At 63.1% G+C, this 18,996-nt stretch carries 16 protein-coding genes; 8 read left to right on the top strand and 8 right to left on the bottom strand.

The annotated features are described in order from the left end of the window. Window positions 1-18 precede the first annotated feature (18 nt). The 3 genes from ABMA32_RS18560 to coaD all read right to left on the bottom strand — a co-directional run bounded on the left by ABMA32_RS18560 (window position 19) and on the right by coaD (window position 1,776). Entirely contained in the window at window positions 19-531 is a 513-nt protein-coding gene (locus ABMA32_RS18560; RefSeq protein ID WP_349015269.1) for a peptidylprolyl isomerase, read from the bottom strand. Window positions 532-675: 144 nt separating this feature from the next. After that, on the bottom strand, window positions 676-1,257 hold the full coding sequence (locus ABMA32_RS18555; protein ID WP_349015268.1) for a peptidylprolyl isomerase: 582 nt from the start codon (window positions 1,255-1,257) through the stop codon (window positions 676-678). Between the two features lie 15 nt (window positions 1,258-1,272). After that, window positions 1,273-1,776, bottom strand: coding sequence for a pantetheine-phosphate adenylyltransferase (gene coaD, locus ABMA32_RS18550; protein ID WP_349015267.1), 504 nt, complete (start codon window positions 1,774-1,776; stop codon window positions 1,273-1,275). A 169-nt stretch (window positions 1,777-1,945) separates the two neighbouring features. Here coaD and ABMA32_RS18545 point away from each other — a divergent pair, with 169 nt between their 5' ends. Beyond that, window positions 1,946-2,080: a hypothetical protein gene (locus ABMA32_RS18545; protein WP_349015266.1), complete on the top strand. Its 135-nt coding sequence runs from the start codon at window positions 1,946-1,948 to the stop codon at window positions 2,078-2,080. A 29-nt stretch (window positions 2,081-2,109) separates the two neighbouring features. Here the strand turns inward: ABMA32_RS18545 and gyrA are convergent, their stop codons facing one another. Next, a complete protein-coding gene (gene gyrA, locus ABMA32_RS18540; protein WP_349015265.1) occupies window positions 2,110-4,860 on the bottom strand; it encodes a DNA gyrase subunit A in 2,751 nt (916 codons plus the stop codon). Window positions 4,861-5,115: 255 nt separating this feature from the next. Here gyrA and ABMA32_RS18535 point away from each other — a divergent pair, with 255 nt between their 5' ends. After that, a complete protein-coding gene (locus ABMA32_RS18535) occupies window positions 5,116-5,745 on the top strand; it encodes a MarC family protein (RefSeq protein ID WP_349015264.1) in 630 nt (209 codons plus the stop codon). A gap of 314 nt (window positions 5,746-6,059) precedes the next feature. Here ABMA32_RS18535 and ABMA32_RS18530 read toward each other — a convergent pair whose 3' ends face one another. Next, a complete protein-coding gene (locus tag ABMA32_RS18530; RefSeq protein ID WP_349015263.1) occupies window positions 6,060-6,497 on the bottom strand; it encodes an OsmC family protein in 438 nt (145 codons plus the stop codon). Window positions 6,498-6,551: 54 nt separating this feature from the next. Further along, the gene (ssb, locus tag ABMA32_RS18525; RefSeq protein ID WP_349015262.1) at window positions 6,552-7,073 is read right to left on the bottom strand and encodes a single-stranded DNA-binding protein; all 522 of its coding nucleotides are present in this window, start codon (window positions 7,071-7,073) and stop codon (window positions 6,552-6,554) included. Window positions 7,074-7,274: 201 nt separating this feature from the next. On the opposite strand from ssb, the gene ABMA32_RS18520 reads away from it, so the two are divergent. Beyond that, entirely contained in the window at window positions 7,275-7,508 is a 234-nt protein-coding gene (locus ABMA32_RS18520) for a hypothetical protein (RefSeq protein WP_349015261.1), read from the top strand. A 734-nt stretch (window positions 7,509-8,242) separates the two neighbouring features. Beyond that, window positions 8,243-11,164, top strand: coding sequence for an excinuclease ABC subunit UvrA (uvrA, locus tag ABMA32_RS18515; RefSeq protein WP_349015260.1), 2,922 nt, complete (start codon window positions 8,243-8,245; stop codon window positions 11,162-11,164). Between the two features lie 115 nt (window positions 11,165-11,279). Here uvrA and ABMA32_RS18510 read toward each other — a convergent pair whose 3' ends face one another. After that, window positions 11,280-12,287 carry an AraC family transcriptional regulator gene (locus tag ABMA32_RS18510; protein WP_349015259.1) on the bottom strand — a complete coding sequence of 336 codons (1,008 nt, stop codon included), beginning with the start codon at window positions 12,285-12,287 and terminating at the stop codon, window positions 11,280-11,282. Window positions 12,288-12,392: 105 nt separating this feature from the next. Here ABMA32_RS18510 and ABMA32_RS18505 point away from each other — a divergent pair, with 105 nt between their 5' ends. After that, the gene (locus tag ABMA32_RS18505; RefSeq protein WP_349015258.1) at window positions 12,393-14,012 is read left to right on the top strand and encodes a DUF1254 domain-containing protein; all 1,620 of its coding nucleotides are present in this window, start codon (window positions 12,393-12,395) and stop codon (window positions 14,010-14,012) included. Between the two features lie 127 nt (window positions 14,013-14,139). Here ABMA32_RS18505 and ABMA32_RS18500 read toward each other — a convergent pair whose 3' ends face one another. Then, complete coding sequence (locus ABMA32_RS18500; RefSeq protein WP_349015257.1) at window positions 14,140-15,417, bottom strand: phospholipase D-like domain-containing protein; 1,278 nt, start codon at window positions 15,415-15,417, stop codon at window positions 14,140-14,142. Between the two features lie 334 nt (window positions 15,418-15,751). Here ABMA32_RS18500 and ABMA32_RS18495 point away from each other — a divergent pair, with 334 nt between their 5' ends. From ABMA32_RS18495 to ABMA32_RS18485, 3 genes are all read left to right on the top strand, one after another. Next, entirely contained in the window at window positions 15,752-16,738 is a 987-nt protein-coding gene (locus ABMA32_RS18495; RefSeq protein WP_349015256.1) for a GlxA family transcriptional regulator, read from the top strand. Window positions 16,739-16,804: 66 nt separating this feature from the next. Continuing rightward, window positions 16,805-18,562 carry a putative bifunctional diguanylate cyclase/phosphodiesterase gene (locus tag ABMA32_RS18490; protein WP_349015255.1) on the top strand — a complete coding sequence of 586 codons (1,758 nt, stop codon included), beginning with the start codon at window positions 16,805-16,807 and terminating at the stop codon, window positions 18,560-18,562. A 100-nt stretch (window positions 18,563-18,662) separates the two neighbouring features. After that, complete coding sequence (locus ABMA32_RS18485; RefSeq protein WP_349015254.1) at window positions 18,663-18,926, top strand: hypothetical protein; 264 nt, start codon at window positions 18,663-18,665, stop codon at window positions 18,924-18,926. Window positions 18,927-18,996 lie beyond the last annotated feature (70 nt).

Below are 18,996 nucleotides of genomic sequence, written 5' to 3'. Positions count from 1 at the left end.
ACCGCTCCGAATGACGCCTTACTTGACGTCGGCTGCGACCTTCATCGACACGATCTTGTCGGGATCCTGCACAGGCTCGCCACGCTTGATCTTGTCGACGTTCTCCATGCCCTCGATCACCTGCCCCCAGACCGTGTACTGGCGGTTCAGGAAGCCGGCGTCGTCGAAGCAGATGAAGAACTGCGAGTTCGCCGAGTTCGGGTTCTGTGAGCGCGCCATCGAGGCGGTGCCGCGGCCGTGGTTCATGTTGGAGAACTCGGCCTTCAGGTCCGGCTTGTCGGAGCCGCCCATGCCGGCGCGCGACGGATTGAAGTCCTTGCCGCCGCTCTTGCCGAACTTCACGTCGCCGGTCTGCGCCATGAAGCCGTCGATCACGCGGTGGAACACCACGCCGTCGTAGGCGCCTTCGCGGGCCAGTTCCTTGATGCGGGCGACATGGCCCGGGGCCAGGTCGGGGAACAGTTCGATGACGACATTGCCTTTCGTCGTCTCCATGATCAGCGCGTTCTCGCGATCCTTGATCTCGGCCATGTGTTCAGTCCTTTCAGTTGTTCAGTGGGGAAGGCGTGAGTAGCGATTGGTGAGTAGCGAGCAGTGAGAGAGGCTGGGAGTAGTGGAGATCGGCGACCATATTTTTCGCTGACCGCTCCACACTATTCCCTACTCCCAACTCACTCAGTTGTTGTCCGCAGCCACACGCACCTTGATCATGCGGTCAGGGTCGGTCACGGAGCCGTTGTTGCCCTCGTCACCCTTCTTGATGTTGTCGACGAGGTCCATGCCGCTCTCGACCTGGCCTACCACCGTGTACTGGTTGTTGAGGAAGCTCGCATCGCCGAAGGTGATGAAGAACTGCGAGTTCGCCGAATTCGGGTTCTGCGCGCGCGCCATGCCGACGGTTCCGCGGACGAAGGGCTCTGCGGTGAACTCGGCCGGCAGGTCGGGCTTGTCGGAAGATCCCATGCCGGCGGCGCTGGCGTCATAGCCGTCATTCAGGTCGCCATACTGAACGTCGCCAGTCTGGGCCATGAAGCCATCGATGACGCGGTGGAATGCGACGTTGTCATACGCGCCCTCGCGGGCCAGTTCCTTGATGCGGGCGACATGCTGCGGGGCAAGGTCGGGCCTCAGCGCGATCGTCACGTCGCCATCCTTCAGCGTGATGATGAGCGTGTTCTCAGGGTCGGCGGCCTGCGCAAGGCCAGTCGTGAACAATGTCGCGGCCACGACGCACGCCGAAGCGAGCATTTTCAGCATTGGAGTCTCCTGAACCTATCTGGATTTGAACTTGGATTTCAGCGGCGCGACGACCGCCTTCGGAACGAAGGGCCTTATATCGCCGCCCATCGAGGCAATCTGGCGCACGAGTGTGGCGGTAATGGTGCGCACCGAAGGGCTGGCCGGAAGAAACACGGTCTGAAGCTCAGGCGCCATCGTCTCGTTCATGCCGGCCATCTGCATCTCGTAGTCGAGGTCGGTGCCGTCGCGCAGCCCGCGAATGATGATCGACGCGCCAAGCTTGCGCGCCGCCTCGATCACAAGTCCGTCAAAGGACACAACCTTGATCCGTCCCGCATCCTTGCCGAATTCCTGCGCGGCGACCTTCTCGATCAACGCCACGCGTTCCTCGAAACTGAAAAGCGGCGTCTTGCCGGGATGGATGCCGATCGCCGCATAAATCGTGTCCGCCACCGTCAGCGACGCCTTGAGCACGTCAAGATGCCCGTTGGTCAGCGGATCGAAGGAGCCTGCATAGATGGCGTGGCGGGTGGTCATGCGCGTGCTTCTAGCGATGCGGGCGGCCAAACGCAAATGGACATGAACGCAAGATGAACGTCCGGCTCAGCCACGATTAAAGGTGGGCTGTTTATACCTGCGTACAATTACGGAACCTAATCCGCTCGCATTACGTTCCTTGGCAACAGAATTCGCAGGAGATGCCGCCATGATGATTTTCATGCTCGCCACCGCGATGACCGTCGCGATGCTGATCGCAACCGCTTTTGCCCTGCATCAGGAAAGCGAGCGCCAGCGCCTTCAGGAAAAGCGGATCAGGATACGCGGCTTCAACGCGCGCTGAGGCAGGCGGCACCGCCTGCCCGCTCCCTCTTACTCCGGCTGCTGTTCAGTTTCGGCCGGCGTCTCTTCCTCACCTTCCGGCTCGGATATCCGCTCGACCGACACGACCTTCTCGCCCTCTGCCGTGTTGAAGATGGTCACACCCTTGGTGGCGCGGCTGGCGATGCGGATGCCGGCGACCGGCACGCGGATCACGGTTCCGCCGTCCGAAACCAGCATGATCTGGTCGTCCGCTCCGACCGGGAACGCCGCAACCAGCGGGCCGATCTCGTCCACCTTCGACGGATCGGTCGCGCGGATGCCCTTGCCGCCTCGCGCGATCACCCTGAAATCATAGGACGACGAACGCTTGCCGTAGCCATATTCGGTGACGGTCAGCACGAACTGTTCGTGAGCCTTCAGGAACTCGTATCGCTCGTCCGAAAGGTCGCCTTCCTCGCTCACTTCCTCGTTGGTCAGCGCGATGTCGTCCTCGCCTTCCTCGGCGGAAGCCGCCTTGCGCTCTGCGGTGGCGCGCTTCAGGAACGCTGCGCGCTCCCACGGCTCGGCATCGACATGCTCGAGAATCGTCATCGAGATGGCGCGATTGCTGTCGTCCATCCTGATGCCGCGCACGCCCTGCGAACCCCGGCTCTGGAATACGCGCACGTCAGACACGGGGAAACGCACGCAAAGACCTGAATCGGCCGTCAGCAGCACGTCGTCATTCTCGGTACAGACCTCGACCGCGAGGATGGCGTCGCCCTCCTCCTCGAATTTCATGGCGATCTTGCCGTTGCGCCGGACGTCGGCGAAATCCGACAGCTTGTTGCGCCGCACCGTGCCGCGCGTCGTCGCGAACATGACGTCCAGCTTGTCCCACTCGGCCTCGTCGGGCAGCGGCAGGATCGCGGTGATCCGGTCGCCTTCCTCCAGCGGCAGCATGTTGCGCAGGAATTTGCCGCGCGATTGCGGGCTGCCGATCGGCAGGCGCCACACCTTCTCCTTGTAGGCGATGCCGCGAGAGGAGAAGAACAGGATCGGCGTATGCGTGTTGGCGACGAACAGGCGGGTGAGGAAATCCTCGTCCTTGGTCGCCATGCCCGAGCGGCCCTTGCCGCCGCGCGCCTGCGCCCGGTAGAGCGACAGCGGCACGCGCTTGATGTAGCCCTCATGCGTGACGGTGACGACCATGTCCTCGCGCTGGATGAGGTCCTCGTCCTCCATGTCGGTGCCGCCGTCGGTCAGTTCCGTGCGGCGCGGCGTGCCGAACTCGTCGCGGACCGCAGCCAGCTCGTCCTTGACGATCTGCTGGATGCGCGCACGCGAGCCGAGGATGTCGAGGTAGTCCCTGATCTCCTCGCCGATCGTGCCAAGCTCGTCGCCGATCTCGTCGCGGCCGAGCGCCGTCAGGCGCGAAAGCTGCAACGCAAGAATGGCGCGCGCCTGCTCCTCGGACAGATTGTAGGTGCCGTCCTCGTTGATGCGGTGGCGCGGGTCGTCGATCAGCAGGATCAGCGACTCGACGTCGCCCGCCGGCCAGCGCCGCGTCATCAATTGTTCGCGTGCCGTCGCCGGGTCCGGCGCCTGCCTGATCAGCTTGATCACCTCGTCGATGTTGGCGACAGCAATCGCCAGGCCGACCAACACGTGCGCGCGGTCGCGCGCCTTGCGCAGCAGGAATTTCGTGCGCCGGCTGACCACTTCCTCGCGGAAGGTCACGAAGGCCTTCAGCATGTCGATGAGCGTCATCACTTCCGGCTTGCCGCCGTTCAGCGCCACCACGTTGGCCCCGAAAGAGGTCTGCAGCGGCGTGTAGCGATAGAGCTGGTTCAGCACGACATCGGCGACGGCGTCTCGCTTAAGCTCGACCACCACGCGGTAGCCCTGCCGGTCGCTTTCGTCGCGAATGTCGGAGATGCCCTCGATGCGCTTGTCGCGCACCAGCTCGGCCATCTTCTCGATCATCGACGCCTTGTTCACCTGGAAGGGAACCTCGGTGACGATGATCGCCTCGCGGTCGCCCCGAATTTCCTCGACATGCACCTTGCCGCGCATCATGATCGAGCCGCGTCCGGTCGAATACGCGTTGTAGATGCCGGAGCGCCCAAGCACGATGCCGCCAGTCGGGAAATCCGGACCTGGGATGATCTCCATCAGGTCGGGCAGGTCGATGGCGGGGTTGTCGATAACAGCGATCGCCGCGTTGCAGACCTCGCCAAGATTGTGCGGCGGGATGTTGGTCGCCATGCCGACCGCGATGCCGCCGGCGCCATTGACCAGCAGGTTCGGGAAACGTGCCGGCAGCACCTTGGGTTCGCTGTCGGTTCCGTCATAGTTGTCCTGGAAATCGACGGTGTCCTTGTCGATGTCCTCGATCAGTTCGTGAGCGACCTTGGTCAGGCGCGCCTCGGTGTAGCGCATGGCCGCCGGCGGGTCGCCGTCGATGGAACCGAAATTGCCCTGCCCGTCGATCAGCGGCACGCGCAGCGACCAGTCCTGCGCCATGCGCACCAGCGCGTCGTAAATCGAGGCGTCACCGTGCGGGTGATATTTACCCATCACGTCGGAGACGGGACGGGCCGACTTCACATGCTTGCGGTTCCAGTGATAGCCGCTCTCATGCGAAGCATACATGATGCGGCGGTGGACCGGCTTCATGCCGTCCCGCACGTCTGGCAGCGCACGCGACACGATCACGCTCATCGCGTAGTCGAGGTAGGAGCGTTGCATCTCCTCGATGATGGAGATCGGCTCGATGTCGGAGGGCCCCGAACCGCCGGGAGTCTTCTGGTCGGTCAAAATCGTTCACACGCTTTAGGAATCAGGCCTTCCTTATATAGGAAGCGGCGGCAATTCTCCAACCGCGGCAAGGGTTTTCCAGCGTTGGTTTTGTGCAGCGATTTCAATTGGATACGTGACACTCCAGATAACTTTGCGTCACCTGCCCTGATTATCCGGTAACAATCCTGAATACCCGGCCTGTTCGCTCGCGAAATGCCGGGGGGCTGGCGCTGCCTCTTTCCACCGGCTAGCCTTGAGCAGAGCGGAGCGGCCATGCCGGGTTACGACAGCCTTTTCAATGCCTTCCTGACCATTCTGGTGACCATCGATCCGCCGGGTCTGGCGCCGCTTTTCCTGGCGCTCACAGCCGGGATGAACCGGGACCAGCGCTACCAGGTCGCGGTTCGCTCTTCCCTGATCGCCTTCGTCATCCTGGCGCTGTTTGCGACCGTCGGCGCGGACGTGCTGTCCCTTTTCGGGATCACGCTTCCCGCTTTCCGCGTCGCCGGCGGCCTCCTGCTTTTCTATATCGCCTTCGAAATGATCTTCGAGAAACGTCAGGACCGGAAGGAAAAGGCAGCCGACGTTGCAATCACCAAGGACATGATCCACAACATCGCCGCCTTCCCGCTGGCGATCCCGCTTATTGCCGGTCCCGGGGCGATCTCGGCCACTGTCCTGCTCTCGGGCAGCTTCCGCGAACCTGTCGGGAAGGCCGCGCTGGTCGGTATCATAGCCATCTGCCTCGTGCTGACCTACATCGTGCTTGTTCTGTCCCGGCACATCGACCGGTTCCTCGGCGAAACCGGTCGCTCGATCCTCACCCGCCTCCTCGGCGTGCTTCTGGCGGCACTGGCGGTGCAGTTCGTCGCCGACGGTATCAAGGCGCTGATCGCGGCTTAGGTCGTTCAAGCGCTTGCGTGAAAGTCATACGTTGTTAAGTTCGCGATGAGAGCGGAGGGTCGAGTGGATACCGGTAGGCTAGTGCTGATTGCTATATTCGTTGTGGTGATTGGCTTAATGATTTGGAGGGGTCGAGGGCAGCCTTACCAAGGCGGTCCCTCCTTGGCTGATGTGAACAGCGTTGGCGAAGCAAACACCAAAGCTGTCGAAGAAAACACGCGCGCGATCCGCGAACTAAGAGCCAAACTGGATGAACGAAAATCCTGAACATAGGCTGTGCCGCGAAGCTACCGTATCACTTCGTTGAAGCGGCCTTATCCCGCCTCGCCCAAAGTATTCACAATCTCCAAGTCATGCGTGACTCTCGCGGTCTTCGCGAGCATGGCGGTCGCCGAGCAGTATTTCTCGACCGACAGGTCGATGGCCCGCTTCACCTTGGCGTCGGCCAGCGCACGGCCCTTGACGATGAAATGCATGTGGATGCGGGTGAACACTTTCGGGTCGGTTTCGGCGCGATCCGCATCCATCTCGATCACGCAGTCCTCGATCGCCTCGCGGCCCTTTTCGAGGATATGCACGACATCATAGGCGGAGCAGCCGCCCGCGCCGATCAGCACCAGTTCCATCGGGCTGGGACCGGGCTTCGGCTTTGACCCGTCAGGACCGGAAGCCGTGCCGAAAACCACCTTGTGGCCGGACTCCGTCGCGCCGACGAAGGTCCGCTCCTCTACCCATTTCACACGTGCTTTCAAATGGTTCGGCTCCGATCCTCAGATATTGAATCCGGCCAGGGAATTCGATCCGGATCAGAACGGGATCTCGTCGTCCAGCTCGCGCGACGCTCCGCCGCCGCCGCCCCGGTTGCCACCACCGCCGCCACGGTTGCCATACCCCTCACTGGGGCTGGACTGGCCGAAATCGGAACCGCGTCCGCCACCGCCGGAATAGCCGACCTGGCCGCCTTCGCCGCCCTGGCCGCGTGCGTCGAGCATCTGCAGTTCGCCGCGGAATTTCTGCAGCACGACCTCGGTCGAGTAGCGGTCCTGACCCTGCTGGTCCTGCCATTTGCGTGTCTGCAGGGCGCCCTCGAGGTAAACCTTCATGCCCTTCTTTAGGTACTGCTCGGCCACCTTGGCGAGTTGGTCGTTGAAGATGACGACCTGATGCCACTCGGTACGCTCTTTGCGCTCGCCGCTGTTCTTGTCGCGCCAGGATTCAGACGTCGCGATGCGCAGGTTTACGACCAGATCGCCGGAGTTCAGACGGCGGCTTTCAGGATCCGCCCCGAGATTGCCGATCAGAATAACCTTGTTGACGCTGCCGGCCATCACCTGTCTCCTTCGCTTGTCCGAAACCAGCCTTGCTCTACACCAATTAAGGGGCCTTGGTGGGATATGGTGTTGTCAACGCCCGCTATCCACAGCCAATTATGTTCTCTCTTTGTTCTACGCATCCGAAGGGGCGGTGTCAATTGTGTTGCAACCAATCGTGACTGGTTCGGTCGCGCCGGCCGGGCTATTGGAGTCGGCATGAAGCGTCTCGTCCTGATCCTGCTCTCGGCCTGTGCCGTCGCGCCCGCTCTGGCGGAAGACCTGCCGGGCGTCACCAGGCCCAAGCCGATCGTCCAACCCGTGCCGGAGCCTGATGAACAACAGGCAGAAACGGCCAAGGACGCCATCCGTGTCGGCGAATGGGACGTGAAGCTCTCAGGCAGCGTCTCAGTCGATGTCGGCGTTGGATCGGCACGCAAGCCGCAACGCTGACGGCACGAACGCCTATGGATAATTTCGGAAACGCTCGGGCGTCGCGCTTGAGCGCACCAATCGATAACGCCCCAAAAAACGGCCCCGCTCCCTTCTGGAAGAACGGGGCCTCGTTGGTATGGCATCTGCCATAATTGCCGGGATTCCATAACCGGCTTTCTTTCGGATGCAACGCGGCACGCGGCCGACGATCCGACTTGTAGTCTCTGATTGTAGGTTGGATTTTGACTGGTTCAGCCGAAGAAACGGACCCTCGGGTCAGCCCCTGGTTCGGCCTACCTGCCAGGGCCCCGGCTCAGCGGAGCCCCTGGGTACTGTCCGGTGGAGTCATTCCTTCCTCCTACGCCAGTTTCCTCTTGCCTCTCCGGCTACCTTTCCGCTGGTCTGCGGCGTCTCGCAAACCGCCATTTGGCAGCAGATGATGTCCGGTGGACATCGGGTGCCGCGAAGCATGGCTGACTCTGGACCTCGCCATTCCCCGCGTCAACCGCGAAAGCCCGCCTGCAAAGAAATGTGATCGGGCGCCGTTCCCCTCGTCGGCCACTTGTCCACATGGGTGTCAGGAGGCCGTTCGATCTTTGTTCTTTTTGCTTGCCCTGCGGCCCAACAGAAAGCTAGACGTTTCCAGTTGGGAAGGAACGCCTCTCGACTGGGCGACAAAAACACCTAGATAAGGGGCTGGCCGGACAACCTGCCATCCCGACATTTGATTTGAGCGAGGCGGCGGACCGGCCATGGCCGACCACAAATACCTTTCCATTCGCGGCGCGCGCGAACACAACCTCAAGAACGTCGATCTCGATCTCCCCCGGGACTCGCTGATCGTCATGACCGGCCTGTCCGGTTCCGGCAAATCGTCGCTCGCCTTCGACACGATCTATGCCGAGGGGCAGCGGCGCTACGTTGAGAGCCTGTCGGCCTATGCGCGCCAGTTCCTCGAGATGATGCAGAAGCCGGATGTCGACCAGATCGACGGCCTGTCGCCCGCCATCTCGATCGAGCAGAAGACGACTTCGCGCAACCCGCGCTCGACGGTCGGCACCGTCACCGAGATCTACGACTACATGCGCCTGCTGTTCGCGCGCGCCGGCGTTCCCTATTCGCCCGCCACCGGCCTCCCGATCGAGAGCCAGACGGTCAGCCAGATGGTCGACCGCGTGCTGGCGCTCGACGAGGGCACACGCCTCTACATCCTCGCGCCGATCGTGCGCGGCCGCAAGGGCGAGTACAAGAAGGAACTCGCCGAGCTGCAGAAGAAGGGTTTCCAGCGCGTTAAGGTCGACGGCACCTTCTATGAGATCGCCGACGTTCCGGCGCTCGACAAGAAGTACAAGCACGACATCGACGTGGTGGTGGACCGCATCGTCGTGCGCGCCGACCTCGCCACGCGCCTCGCCGACTCCATGGAAACCGCGCTGAAGCTCGCCGAGGGCATCGCGGTCGCGGAATTCGCCGACAGGCCGCTGGACGCCAGCCTGACGGGTGCCGACGCCGTCAACAAGTCCGCCAACGAGACGCACGAGCGCATTCTTTTCTCCGAAAAATTCGCCTGCCCGGTGTCGGGCTTCACGATCCCCGAGATCGAGCCGCGCCTGTTCTCCTTCAACAACCCCTTCGGCGCCTGCCCCACCTGTGACGGCCTCGGCTGCCAGAACGCCATCGACGAGACGCTGGTCGTCCCGGAGGACCACATCTCGCTGCGCGAAGGCGCGGTCGCGCCCTGGGCCAAGTCGTCCTCGCCCTATTACGCGCAGACGCTGGAAGCGCTCGGCAAGGTCTACGGTTTCAAGCTTGGGGACCGCTGGCGCGACCTGAAGAAGGAGGCGCAGAACGCCATCCTGCACGGCACCGGCTCGAAGGAGATCACGTTTGCCTATGACGACGGCATGCGCTCCTACAAGACGACGAAAACCTTCGAGGGCGTGATCCCCAATCTCGAACGGCGCTGGAAGGAGACCGAATCCGCCTGGATGCGCGAGGAGATCGAGCGCTTCATGTCGGCCACGCCCTGCCCGGCCTGCAACGGCTTCCGCCTGAAGCCCGAGGCGCTCGCCGTCAAGATCGATGGCCTGCATATCGGCCAGGTCTCGGCCATGTCGATCCGCAAGGCCGACCAGTGGTTCACCGACCTGCCCGGCCATCTCACCGCCAAGCAGAACGAGATCGCGGTGCGCATCCTGAAGGAGATCCGCGAGCGCCTGCGCTTCCTCAACGATGTCGGCCTCGACTACCTCACCATGGCGCGCAATTCCGGCACGCTGTCGGGCGGCGAGAGCCAGCGCATCCGCCTCGCGTCGCAGATCGGCTCCGGCCTCACCGGCGTGCTCTACGTGCTGGACGAGCCGTCGATCGGCCTCCACCAGCGCGACAACGCGCGCCTGCTCGACACGCTGAAGCACCTGCGCGACCTCGGCAACACGGTCATCGTCGTCGAGCATGACGAGGACGCCATCCTCACCGCCGACTACGTGGTCGACATCGGCCCCGCCGCCGGCATCCATGGCGGCCAGATCATCGCGCAGGGCAGCCCCCGCGACATCATGGCGAACCCGAACTCCATCACCGGCAAATATTTGTCGGGCGAGCTGGAGGTCGCGACGCCGTCGGCCCGCCGCCAGGCGAAGAAGAACAAGCGCATCCGTGTCGTCGGCGCGCGCGGCAACAATCTGAAGAACGTCACGGCCGAAATCCCGATTGGCGTCTTCACCGCCGTCACCGGCGTGTCGGGCGGCGGCAAGTCGACCTTTCTCATCGAGACGCTGTTCAAGGCCGCCTCGCGCCGCATCATGGGCTCAAGGGAGCACCCCGCCGAGCACGACCGCATCGAGGGGCTGGAATTCCTCGACAAGGTCATCGACATCGACCAGAGCCCGATCGGCCGCACGCCGCGCTCCAACCCCGCGACCTACACCGGCGCCTTCACGCCGATCCGCGACTGGTTCGCCAATCTGCCGGAGGCCAAGGCGCGCGGCTACCAGCCGGGCCGCTTCTCCTTCAACGTCAAGGGCGGCCGCTGCGAGGCCTGCCAGGGCGACGGCGTCATCAAGATCGAGATGCACTTCCTGCCCGACGTCTACGTCACGTGCGACGTCTGCCACGGCAAGCGCTACAACCGCGAGACGCTCGACGTGCTGTTCAAGGGCAAGTCGATCGCCGACGTGCTCGACATGACGGTCGAGGAAGGCGTCGACTTCTTCTCGGCTGTGCCGGCTGTGCGCGACAAGCTGACGGCGCTGAAGGATGTCGGCCTCGGCTACATCCACATAGGCCAGCAGGCCAACACGCTGTCGGGCGGCGAGGCCCAGCGCATCAAGCTCGCCAAGGAGCTGTCGCGCAAGGCCACCGGCAAGACGCTCTACATCCTCGACGAGCCGACCACCGGCCTGCATTTCCACGACGTGGCCAAGCTGCTCGAAGTGCTGCACGAGCTGGTCGACCAGGGCAACACGGTCATCGTCATCGAGCACAACCTCGAAGTGATCAAAACCGCCGACTGGGTCCTCGACCTCGGCCCCGAAGGCGGCGATGGCGGCGGCGAACTCGTGGCGTCAGGCACGCCCGAAGACATCGCTGCGGAAAAGCGCAGCTATACCGGGCAGTTTTTGAAGGAGCTGCTGGGCCGGCGGCCGGGCAAGAAGGCGCAGGCGGCGGAGTAAAATGGACCGCGCCTCGGGCGGACGGCTAGTCGAAAGGCAGATCGGCCGCGAACAATACACCCGCCTCACGGAGGTTCCCGATTGAGATTGCCCCCTTTTTCTAATGCCTTGCCTCTCAACCCGCCCCCCTCAGCGCACTTGGATTCACGCCTGTGGCGTTGCGGAACGCGCGGCTGAAATTCGCCGGACTGGAATAGCCGAGTTCGGCTGCGATGCTGGTGATGGATACGTCGGAGTGCCGGAGCAGTTCATCGGCACGTTTCGCACGGGCCATGTTCACAAGTGTCCGGAATTCCGTACCCTCGCGGTTCAACTCGCGCTGCAGCGTGCGGATGCTAGTGTCCATCGCGCGCGCTGTGTTGTCGATCGAGATTGAGCCGCTCCGGACCTGGAGGCGGATATGTTCCAGGATGACGCCAAGCGTATCGAGAGGCGCGACGCCGCGCCGGTCCCGCGCCACGTCGGCGATGGTGACGGTGGGCGCCGCCGATCGAACCGGTCCGCGCGCGGCAAGCCTGTCGCGGCTGAACACAATGGTCATCGTCGGGGCGTCGAAGATGACAGGGCATTGGAACATGTCCTCGAATGGCGCGGTCCTGCGTGGCCTGGCGATGTCGAGTTCGATCCGCAGCGGCCGCCAGCTGTCGGACAGGAAGTGCCGGCATACGCTTGTCAGCGCGCCCGCTGCGACGTTCGCCACATGGGCGTAGCCGGCATCGCCGGCAAGCGCGAAACCGTAGCTGTACCGCGCCTCGTCCCCGACGGTAGCGAGGCGCATCGTGTCGCCGGTGGAATGGTAGGCCAGCGCTTCGATTGCCCGGCCGATCGCATCGCCCAGCGTGTCCGCGGCGTAGATGTACTTGCCATATGTCCCGTAGTTGGCGACATCCATCTGAGGCGCCATGAGCAGGCCAAAATTGTCCTCGCCGGCTGCTCGAGCCGCCGTCTCTATCAGCCTCAAGGCCGCGGCGTGGGGAATGAAGCAGCTCTCGCCTTCGATCACTTCCAGGTCGACGCCAGCGGCCCGGACCGCCCGGTGAAGCGCCGGCTCGCCCAACTCGCGCCTGATCAGTTGCGGCAGGCCGTGCAATGTCAGGTTCGAGATAACCGGGGTCGTCGCCACATTCTCAACTCTCGAAGCATTTTCTCAGCCTTGGCGTAAAATGAGTGGTGACGCAACGTCGTCTTCAGCCAATAGTGCCTCCGTCACGATTGGCGGAGGAAGCCTATGAGATACTATCTGAAAATGGCAGGCGCCGTGGTTGCCGCCGTTGCCCTGCCCTGTTCGGCAGCCGTAGCACAGGTGTCGCCGGACACTGTCCAGTCGCTCGGCGCGCCCGACAAGATCGAGACGGGCGCCGGGACCCTGGAGTTCAGGGACGGCGTGCCATCAGTGGAGACGGCGCAGAAGGTCTACGACGCGCTCGATTTCAGCAATGCGCTCAGCGCCTACAACAACAGTTTCCGAGGCGCGTCCGCGCTGGCCATCGTCAAGGGCTTCCAGGGCATCGGCGCCATGCCCGGCGATGTCGCGATCTTCTCCGAGCTGATGGACGCGAACTCGCTGTTCCTGACGGCAAACGCCGACACGATCTACTACCTGACCGCGCTGGACCTGAGCAAAGGCCCTGTCGTGATCGAGCAGCCTTCGAATGCCGTCGGCACGATCAACGACATGTGGTTCTCGTGGATCATCGACATCGGCGGCCCCGGCCCGGATCGCGGGCTCGGTGGCAAATATCTGATCGTGGGACCGGACTATGACGGCCCGCTGCCCGAGGGCGGCTACTTCGTCGCCCATTCCAAGACCAACCTCGCCCTCTATGCCGCGCGCGCCTACCTGGTCGACAACGACCCCAAGCCGGCGGTGGAAAACATCAAGCAGCATATGAAGGTGTATCCGTATCAGCCGGGCTCCTTCGGAACGAGCATCGCGGAGGCGCTCGATGGCAAGGTGCGCATCGCCGGCGAGCCGAAGATTCCCGAGACGAAGTTCCTGGAAGTCAGCGGGAAATCGTTCAACACGATTCCGCCGAGCGACTACGGCTTCTTCGAGATGATCAACGAGAATGTGCAGAGCGAGCCTGCCACGAGCTATGACGTGGAACTGGCCGGACAGCTTGCCGCCATCGGCATCGCGCACGGCAAGCCGTTCGCTCCCGACGAGCGGATGAAGAAGATCCTGACCGACGCGGCGGCGTTCGGCCAGGCAAGCGGCCGCGCGCTCAACTGGCGCTACGCGATGAAGCATCCCGATTGGGCGTATTACGAAGGCTCGCAGTGGGGCAGCATGCTCTGGGAGGGCGGCGCGTTCTTCGAGACGCCGCCGCCGCTCTTCGAGCAAGGCGTGTTCAAGCCGCTGCCGCCCACCGGCGCGCGCACGCTCGATTCGCGCACCGCCTTCTACTACGGCTACACGCTCGATTCGCCCGGCATGATCATGCGCATACCGGAAGTCGGTTCGCAGTACCTGATGGGCTTCCTCGACGCAGACGGAAATCCGTTCGACGGCGCAAAGACCTACAAGGTGACGCTGCCCAAGGACGTTCCGGCCGCGGCGTTCTGGTCCTTCACGCTCTACGACAACCAGACACGCTCGATGCTGCAGACGCCGCAGAAATATCCGCGCGCTGGTAGCCAGAGCTATCCCTCGCCCGCCGCCGAAGCCGCTGCCGACGGCACCACGACGCTCTATTTCGGCCCGACGCAGCCCGAGGGCGTCGCGCGCGGCAACTGGATCCAGACCGACCCGAAGAAAGGATGGTTCACGATCCTGCGCCTCTACAGCCCGCTGCCTTCATTCTTCGACAAGACCTGGCGGCCGACCGAAATCGAACTCGTCAACTAGGGGCGACTGGCCGTTGTCGAAGTATAGACTGACCGGACAAGGGCTTGCCGGTCGGTCAAAGCTCTCGCCAGTCGCCGGCAGTCTTGATTGGCACCTATCCAGCGACGACCGGGACAGCTCTCGCCCATCACAATTGCGACCGCAGCGTGCTCGCCAGCCAGTCCGTCACCTTCTCGCTCAGCGGTCGCGCCTGCCATTCCTCCAGGGTGATTTCGCGCGAGCGGCGGAGGTCTTCCTCGAAGACATCGATCTGGGTGGCGGTGAAGTCGGCGCCGTAGACGTTCAGGCTGGCCTCGTCGTTCAGCCGGAGCGAGCGCTCGTCGAAATTGGTCGAGCCGAAGCTCGTCCAGACGTCATCCACGATCAGCACCTTGGGATGGTACATGGTCGGCTGGTATTCGTGGATGCGTACGCCGGCCTCAAGCAGCTCGCCCCAGAAGTGGCGCGACGCCTTGCGCACCAGGGGCACGTCGGTCAGGTGGTTGGGCACGATCACCTCCACCGCCACGCCGCGCCGGCGCGCGTCGAGGATCTGCGCCATAGACGTCTCGTCGGGCACAAAATACGCCATGCCGATGCGGATGTTTTTCTGCGCCGAGGCCATGGCGGTCAGGAACATGAGCTCCATGTCCTGTGAGCCGTTGGGCTGCGACGAAAGCACGAATTGCGCTGCGAGGGCGCCGGTCGGCTCCAGCGGCGGGTAGAAGCCGTCGCCCAGCAGCGTGTCGCCCGTCGCCTCCAGCCAGTTCTCCGCAAAGCCCGCCTGGAACGCCGCCACCACCGGACCGGTGACATGGTAGTGCGTGTCGCGCCATTCGTCAGGGTTGCGCGCGTCGCCCTTCCACTTGTCGGCGATGCCGACGCCGCCCGTGAACGCCACGCGCCCGTCGACCACCAGCAATTTGCGGTGCGTGCGGTTGTTGACGCGGTCGAGCGTGTACCAGTGGACCGGCCGGAAGCGCACGAACTGGACGCCGGCATCCGTCATGATGCGGATCAGATCCTCGTCGAACGGCAGGCTGCCGACCCAGTCGATCAGCACACGCACGTCGACGCCCTCGCGCGCCTTCGCGGCAAGCGCGCCCGCAAATTCGTAGCCGACCTCGCCCGACCAGTAGATGTAGGTTTCGAAGGTGATGGTGGAGCGCGCGGCTTTGATCTCGGCCAGCATCGAGGGGAATATCTCGTCGCCGTTGACCAGCGTCTGCACCGCGTTGCCGCCCGGGATCGCGCCGTTGGAATAGCCCGCCATCGTGCGCTGGAACTGCTCGTCCGTGACCGGGAATGTGTGCGGTACGATCTTGCGCACGACCGCCGTCTCGGGCGTCAGGTTGACGACAAGAAGCGTGGCGATCGCGCCCACAGCCGCTGCGGCAATGAAAAACAGGATTTTTCCGACGCGCATTCCCCCTCCGAAGCGTGCACGGACCCGCAACGCCTTTGCCCGCATAAGGTTCCGCCCGGCCATACCGTCTCGCTTCGGCGCGCGCTATGCTGCAGAAAAACCGTCGGGCACGGGAGCATGACGCATGGCAAGCATTCCTGACCAGTCGCTGACGTTTGCGCCTGACTTTGCGCATGCCCGGCGCGGCGACGGAGCGTGCGATCCAGTCACCCGCGCCGCGGAGAAGCCAGCAACACCGGTCAGTTTCTCAAGTTGAAAGCGACTGCATAAGCCGACACTCCCTCTCTGTGGTACAGTCGATAGCGGTAGCAGCCGTTTGCGTTGGAGAATCCCCATGCGGATCGTTATCTTCGCACCGTCGAATGTCCACTCACTGGAACTAGCCGGCCTCATGGACGTGTTCTCCGAGGCGAACGCCCGGGCTGGCAAAGCCTTTTACGACGTCACGATTGTCGCAGAGGAGGACCGCCCACTCGTCTGCAGTTCGGGGCTAAGGGTCATGCCGGACGCGGTCTACCGTATGATCGAGGATGTTCCCGATACGCTGCTTGTTGCCGGCAGTGTGGGCGTTCCGAATGCTCCCGGCCTGGAAGTCATCGACTGGCTCGGCCGGATGGCCCCGCAGACACGGCGGTACGGTTCGGTTTGCACGGGAGCCTTCCTTCTGGGCTCTGCCGGGCTGCTCGCAGGCCGCCGCGTAGCGACACATTGGCAGTATGCGGCCCTTCTCGCGGAACGCTTTCCCGAAGCGATGGTGGATGGAGACCGGGTATTCATTCGGGACGGCGCACTTGTCACGTCCGCCGGATCGAGCGCGGCAATCGATCTCGGTCTTTCGCTCGTTGAAGAGGACCTGGGGCGCGCCGTGGCCTTGTACGTCGCGCGGCGTCTGGTCGCTTTTCTGAAGAGACCCGGCGACCAGTCTCAATTCAGCGTTCATCTCGCGGCGCAAACAGTGGAGCGCAGCCGACTCCAGAAAGTCCAGGAATATATCCTGACTCATCCGAACGCCGATCTTTCCGTCGATGCCCTGGCGAAGATCGCCGCCATGAGTCCACGCAACTTCACGCGGGTCTTCACGCAGGAGGTTGGAATCTCACCGTCTGACTATGTCGACCTGACGCGGATCGACGTCGCACGCTATTTGCTTGAAGCTGGCCAGCTGACCATCGATGCGATTGCCGCGAAGAGCGGTTTTTCGTCCGCGCGAGCGATGCGCCGCGCATTTCTCGCGCATATCGGATCCATCCCTACCGACTACCGCGAACGCTTCCGGACTTCAGGGGATGGATCGAGGTCAAGTTTGTCCGAGAAGGGCTGACAATTGTCCTGAAACGGCCCTGCCCGCGCATTGCCCCCCTGCATGGACCGCGCCATTGCTCGGGCCATGAACGACTTCAGGCAACTCACGCAGTCGGATTTCGCAAACCTCAAGCAGGCGGTCGGCAAGCAAGGCGGACACATATCCGACGCAGTGCTTCGGCTGGTTGTCCGGAAACTGGTTGAGGAACTGACCGACGGCGTCGCAATCGCGCGTGTTTCCGCGGGAAATGCGCCCCTTCTTTACGTGAACAGGGCATTCGAACGCGTGACGGGATACGAGCGAAGCGAGGTGCTCGGCAAGGACTGCCGCTACCTGCAGGGGAACAATCGCGATCAGCCGGAAGTTGCCCGCATCCGCGCTGCAATCGAGACCGGGGTACCTGTGGATGTTACGCTGCGCAACTATCGCAAGGACGGCTCGGCATTCTGGAACCACCTCAGTTTGAGGCCGCTCGCGGTCGTTGGAGAACCGCTCTACCTTGGCATTCTCCGGGACGTGTCGGCGATACGGCAAACGCAGATCGACCTGGATAGCGCAGCCCACTTCGACACCGCTACGGGATGCCTCAACCGGCAGTCGTTCATGGTCGGGGCGCAAAGGCGCCTTGCAATGCATTCCGGCCCCGCTCTCATTGTGAAGCTCGACATTATCGACTTCCACGACATCAATGCCGGATTGGGCTTCGAAGTCGGCGACGCCATGCTGCTCGAGACTGGCCGTCGGTTGCAGAAGACCGGGGCAGCCACGGTCGCCCGTATGGGAGCAAACGAGTTCGCATTGGCCTTCGAACTGCCGGATGAAGCCAGCGCGCAACGCATTGTCACAGGCATTTCCGCTGCGCTTGACGAGGACTTCGTCGTTCCGGGGGCGAGCGTGTCGCTGCGCTTTGCCATAGGTTATGCCATCGGCGAACCAGGCGGCAGCCCCCTCGCGCTGGTTCGCAATGCGGGAACCGCGCTGCAGGCGGCGAAGTCCGACCAGCTCGGCGGCCCCCGCCGGTTTCAGCGCGCCGACCAGGAGAACGCTCGCAGCAGGGTCCGACTGACCCGCGAGCTGAGAGCCGCTATCGCAAACGACGAGTTCGACTATCACTTCCAACCCCAGATCGACCTGGCAACCGGTGAATGGGTTGGCGCGGAAGCGCTGATACGGTGGAACCATCCGTTGTTCGGCAGGCAGTCGCCTGGCCGTTTCATAGAGGCGGCCGAGCGGACCGGGTTGCTTCTGGACCTAGGCGAACGCGGCCTCAGGACCGTCGCGGACTTCGCACGCCGCGTCAACGAGCACCGGGAGCGGCCGCTGCGGTTTTCGGTGAACGTATCGGCCACGGAATTCCTGCACCGCGACATGGCGGAAATAGTGGCCCGGGTGCTGGCGCAGACCTCTGCGGAAGCGTCCTGGCTGACGCTGGAGATCACCGAGAGCATGCTCCTCAAGAACACACCCGCCGTGCTGGAGGCGTTACGGCGGCTGCGCGATCTCGGCATCGGCCTGTCGGTCGACGATTTCGGGACCGGCTATTCGAGCCTCCGCCTGCTCGAGACGTTTCCGGTGACCGAAATCAAGATCGACAGGAGCTTCGTTGGCGAGCTGGCCGCGAGTACTTCCAAGATGGTCATCGTCCGCGCCATCATAGATCTTGGACGCGCGTTGGGTATTGCGGTTGTCGCGGAGGGAATTGAGACCGAGACCCAGCGCGCGCTACTGGCCGGCATGGGATGTCCTATCGGCCAGGGCTACCTGTTCGGGTTCCCCGCCGATGAAGAAAGCTTCGCAGCGAACCTGTGCCAGGCAAGGGAACCAGACAACGGACGCAATTGAAAGTCAGCTACAGTTGCTAGCGGACTTACCCCATGTGCCCGAACTGCTATGTCTCCCTGCGATGCAATTTTACATCCAGAACAACGACTGACTTCACTTTATGCCTCGCACGGCGGCTGATCATCACGGCCGCGCGCGGTCTGGTCGTGGCATCGCCACCGCTGCGCAACACAGCGCCGAAGCCCGTCGACCCGGCGCCGATGCTCCGTCGCTTCGGCATCGCGGTCGTCGTGGCGGCGACGGCGAACTCGTGGCGTCAGGCACCCCGGAAGACATCGCGGCCGAGAAGCGGAGTTATACGGGGGAGTTCCTCAAGGAACTGCTGGGAAGACGGCCGGGGAAGAAGGCGCAGGCGGCGGAATGAGGGGGCGCTCTACGCGCATGCTGCAAGCAAACATTTGAATCAGCTATAACTATTTTGGATTCTGACACTG

The sequence above is a fragment of the Mesorhizobium quangtriensis genome, assembly GCF_040081925.1.
Classification (GTDB): Bacteria; Pseudomonadota; Alphaproteobacteria; order Rhizobiales; family Rhizobiaceae; genus Mesorhizobium_K; species Mesorhizobium_K quangtriensis.
Note: the sequence above shows the minus strand (reverse complement) of the source record. Positions and strands in the feature narration are given on the sequence as shown.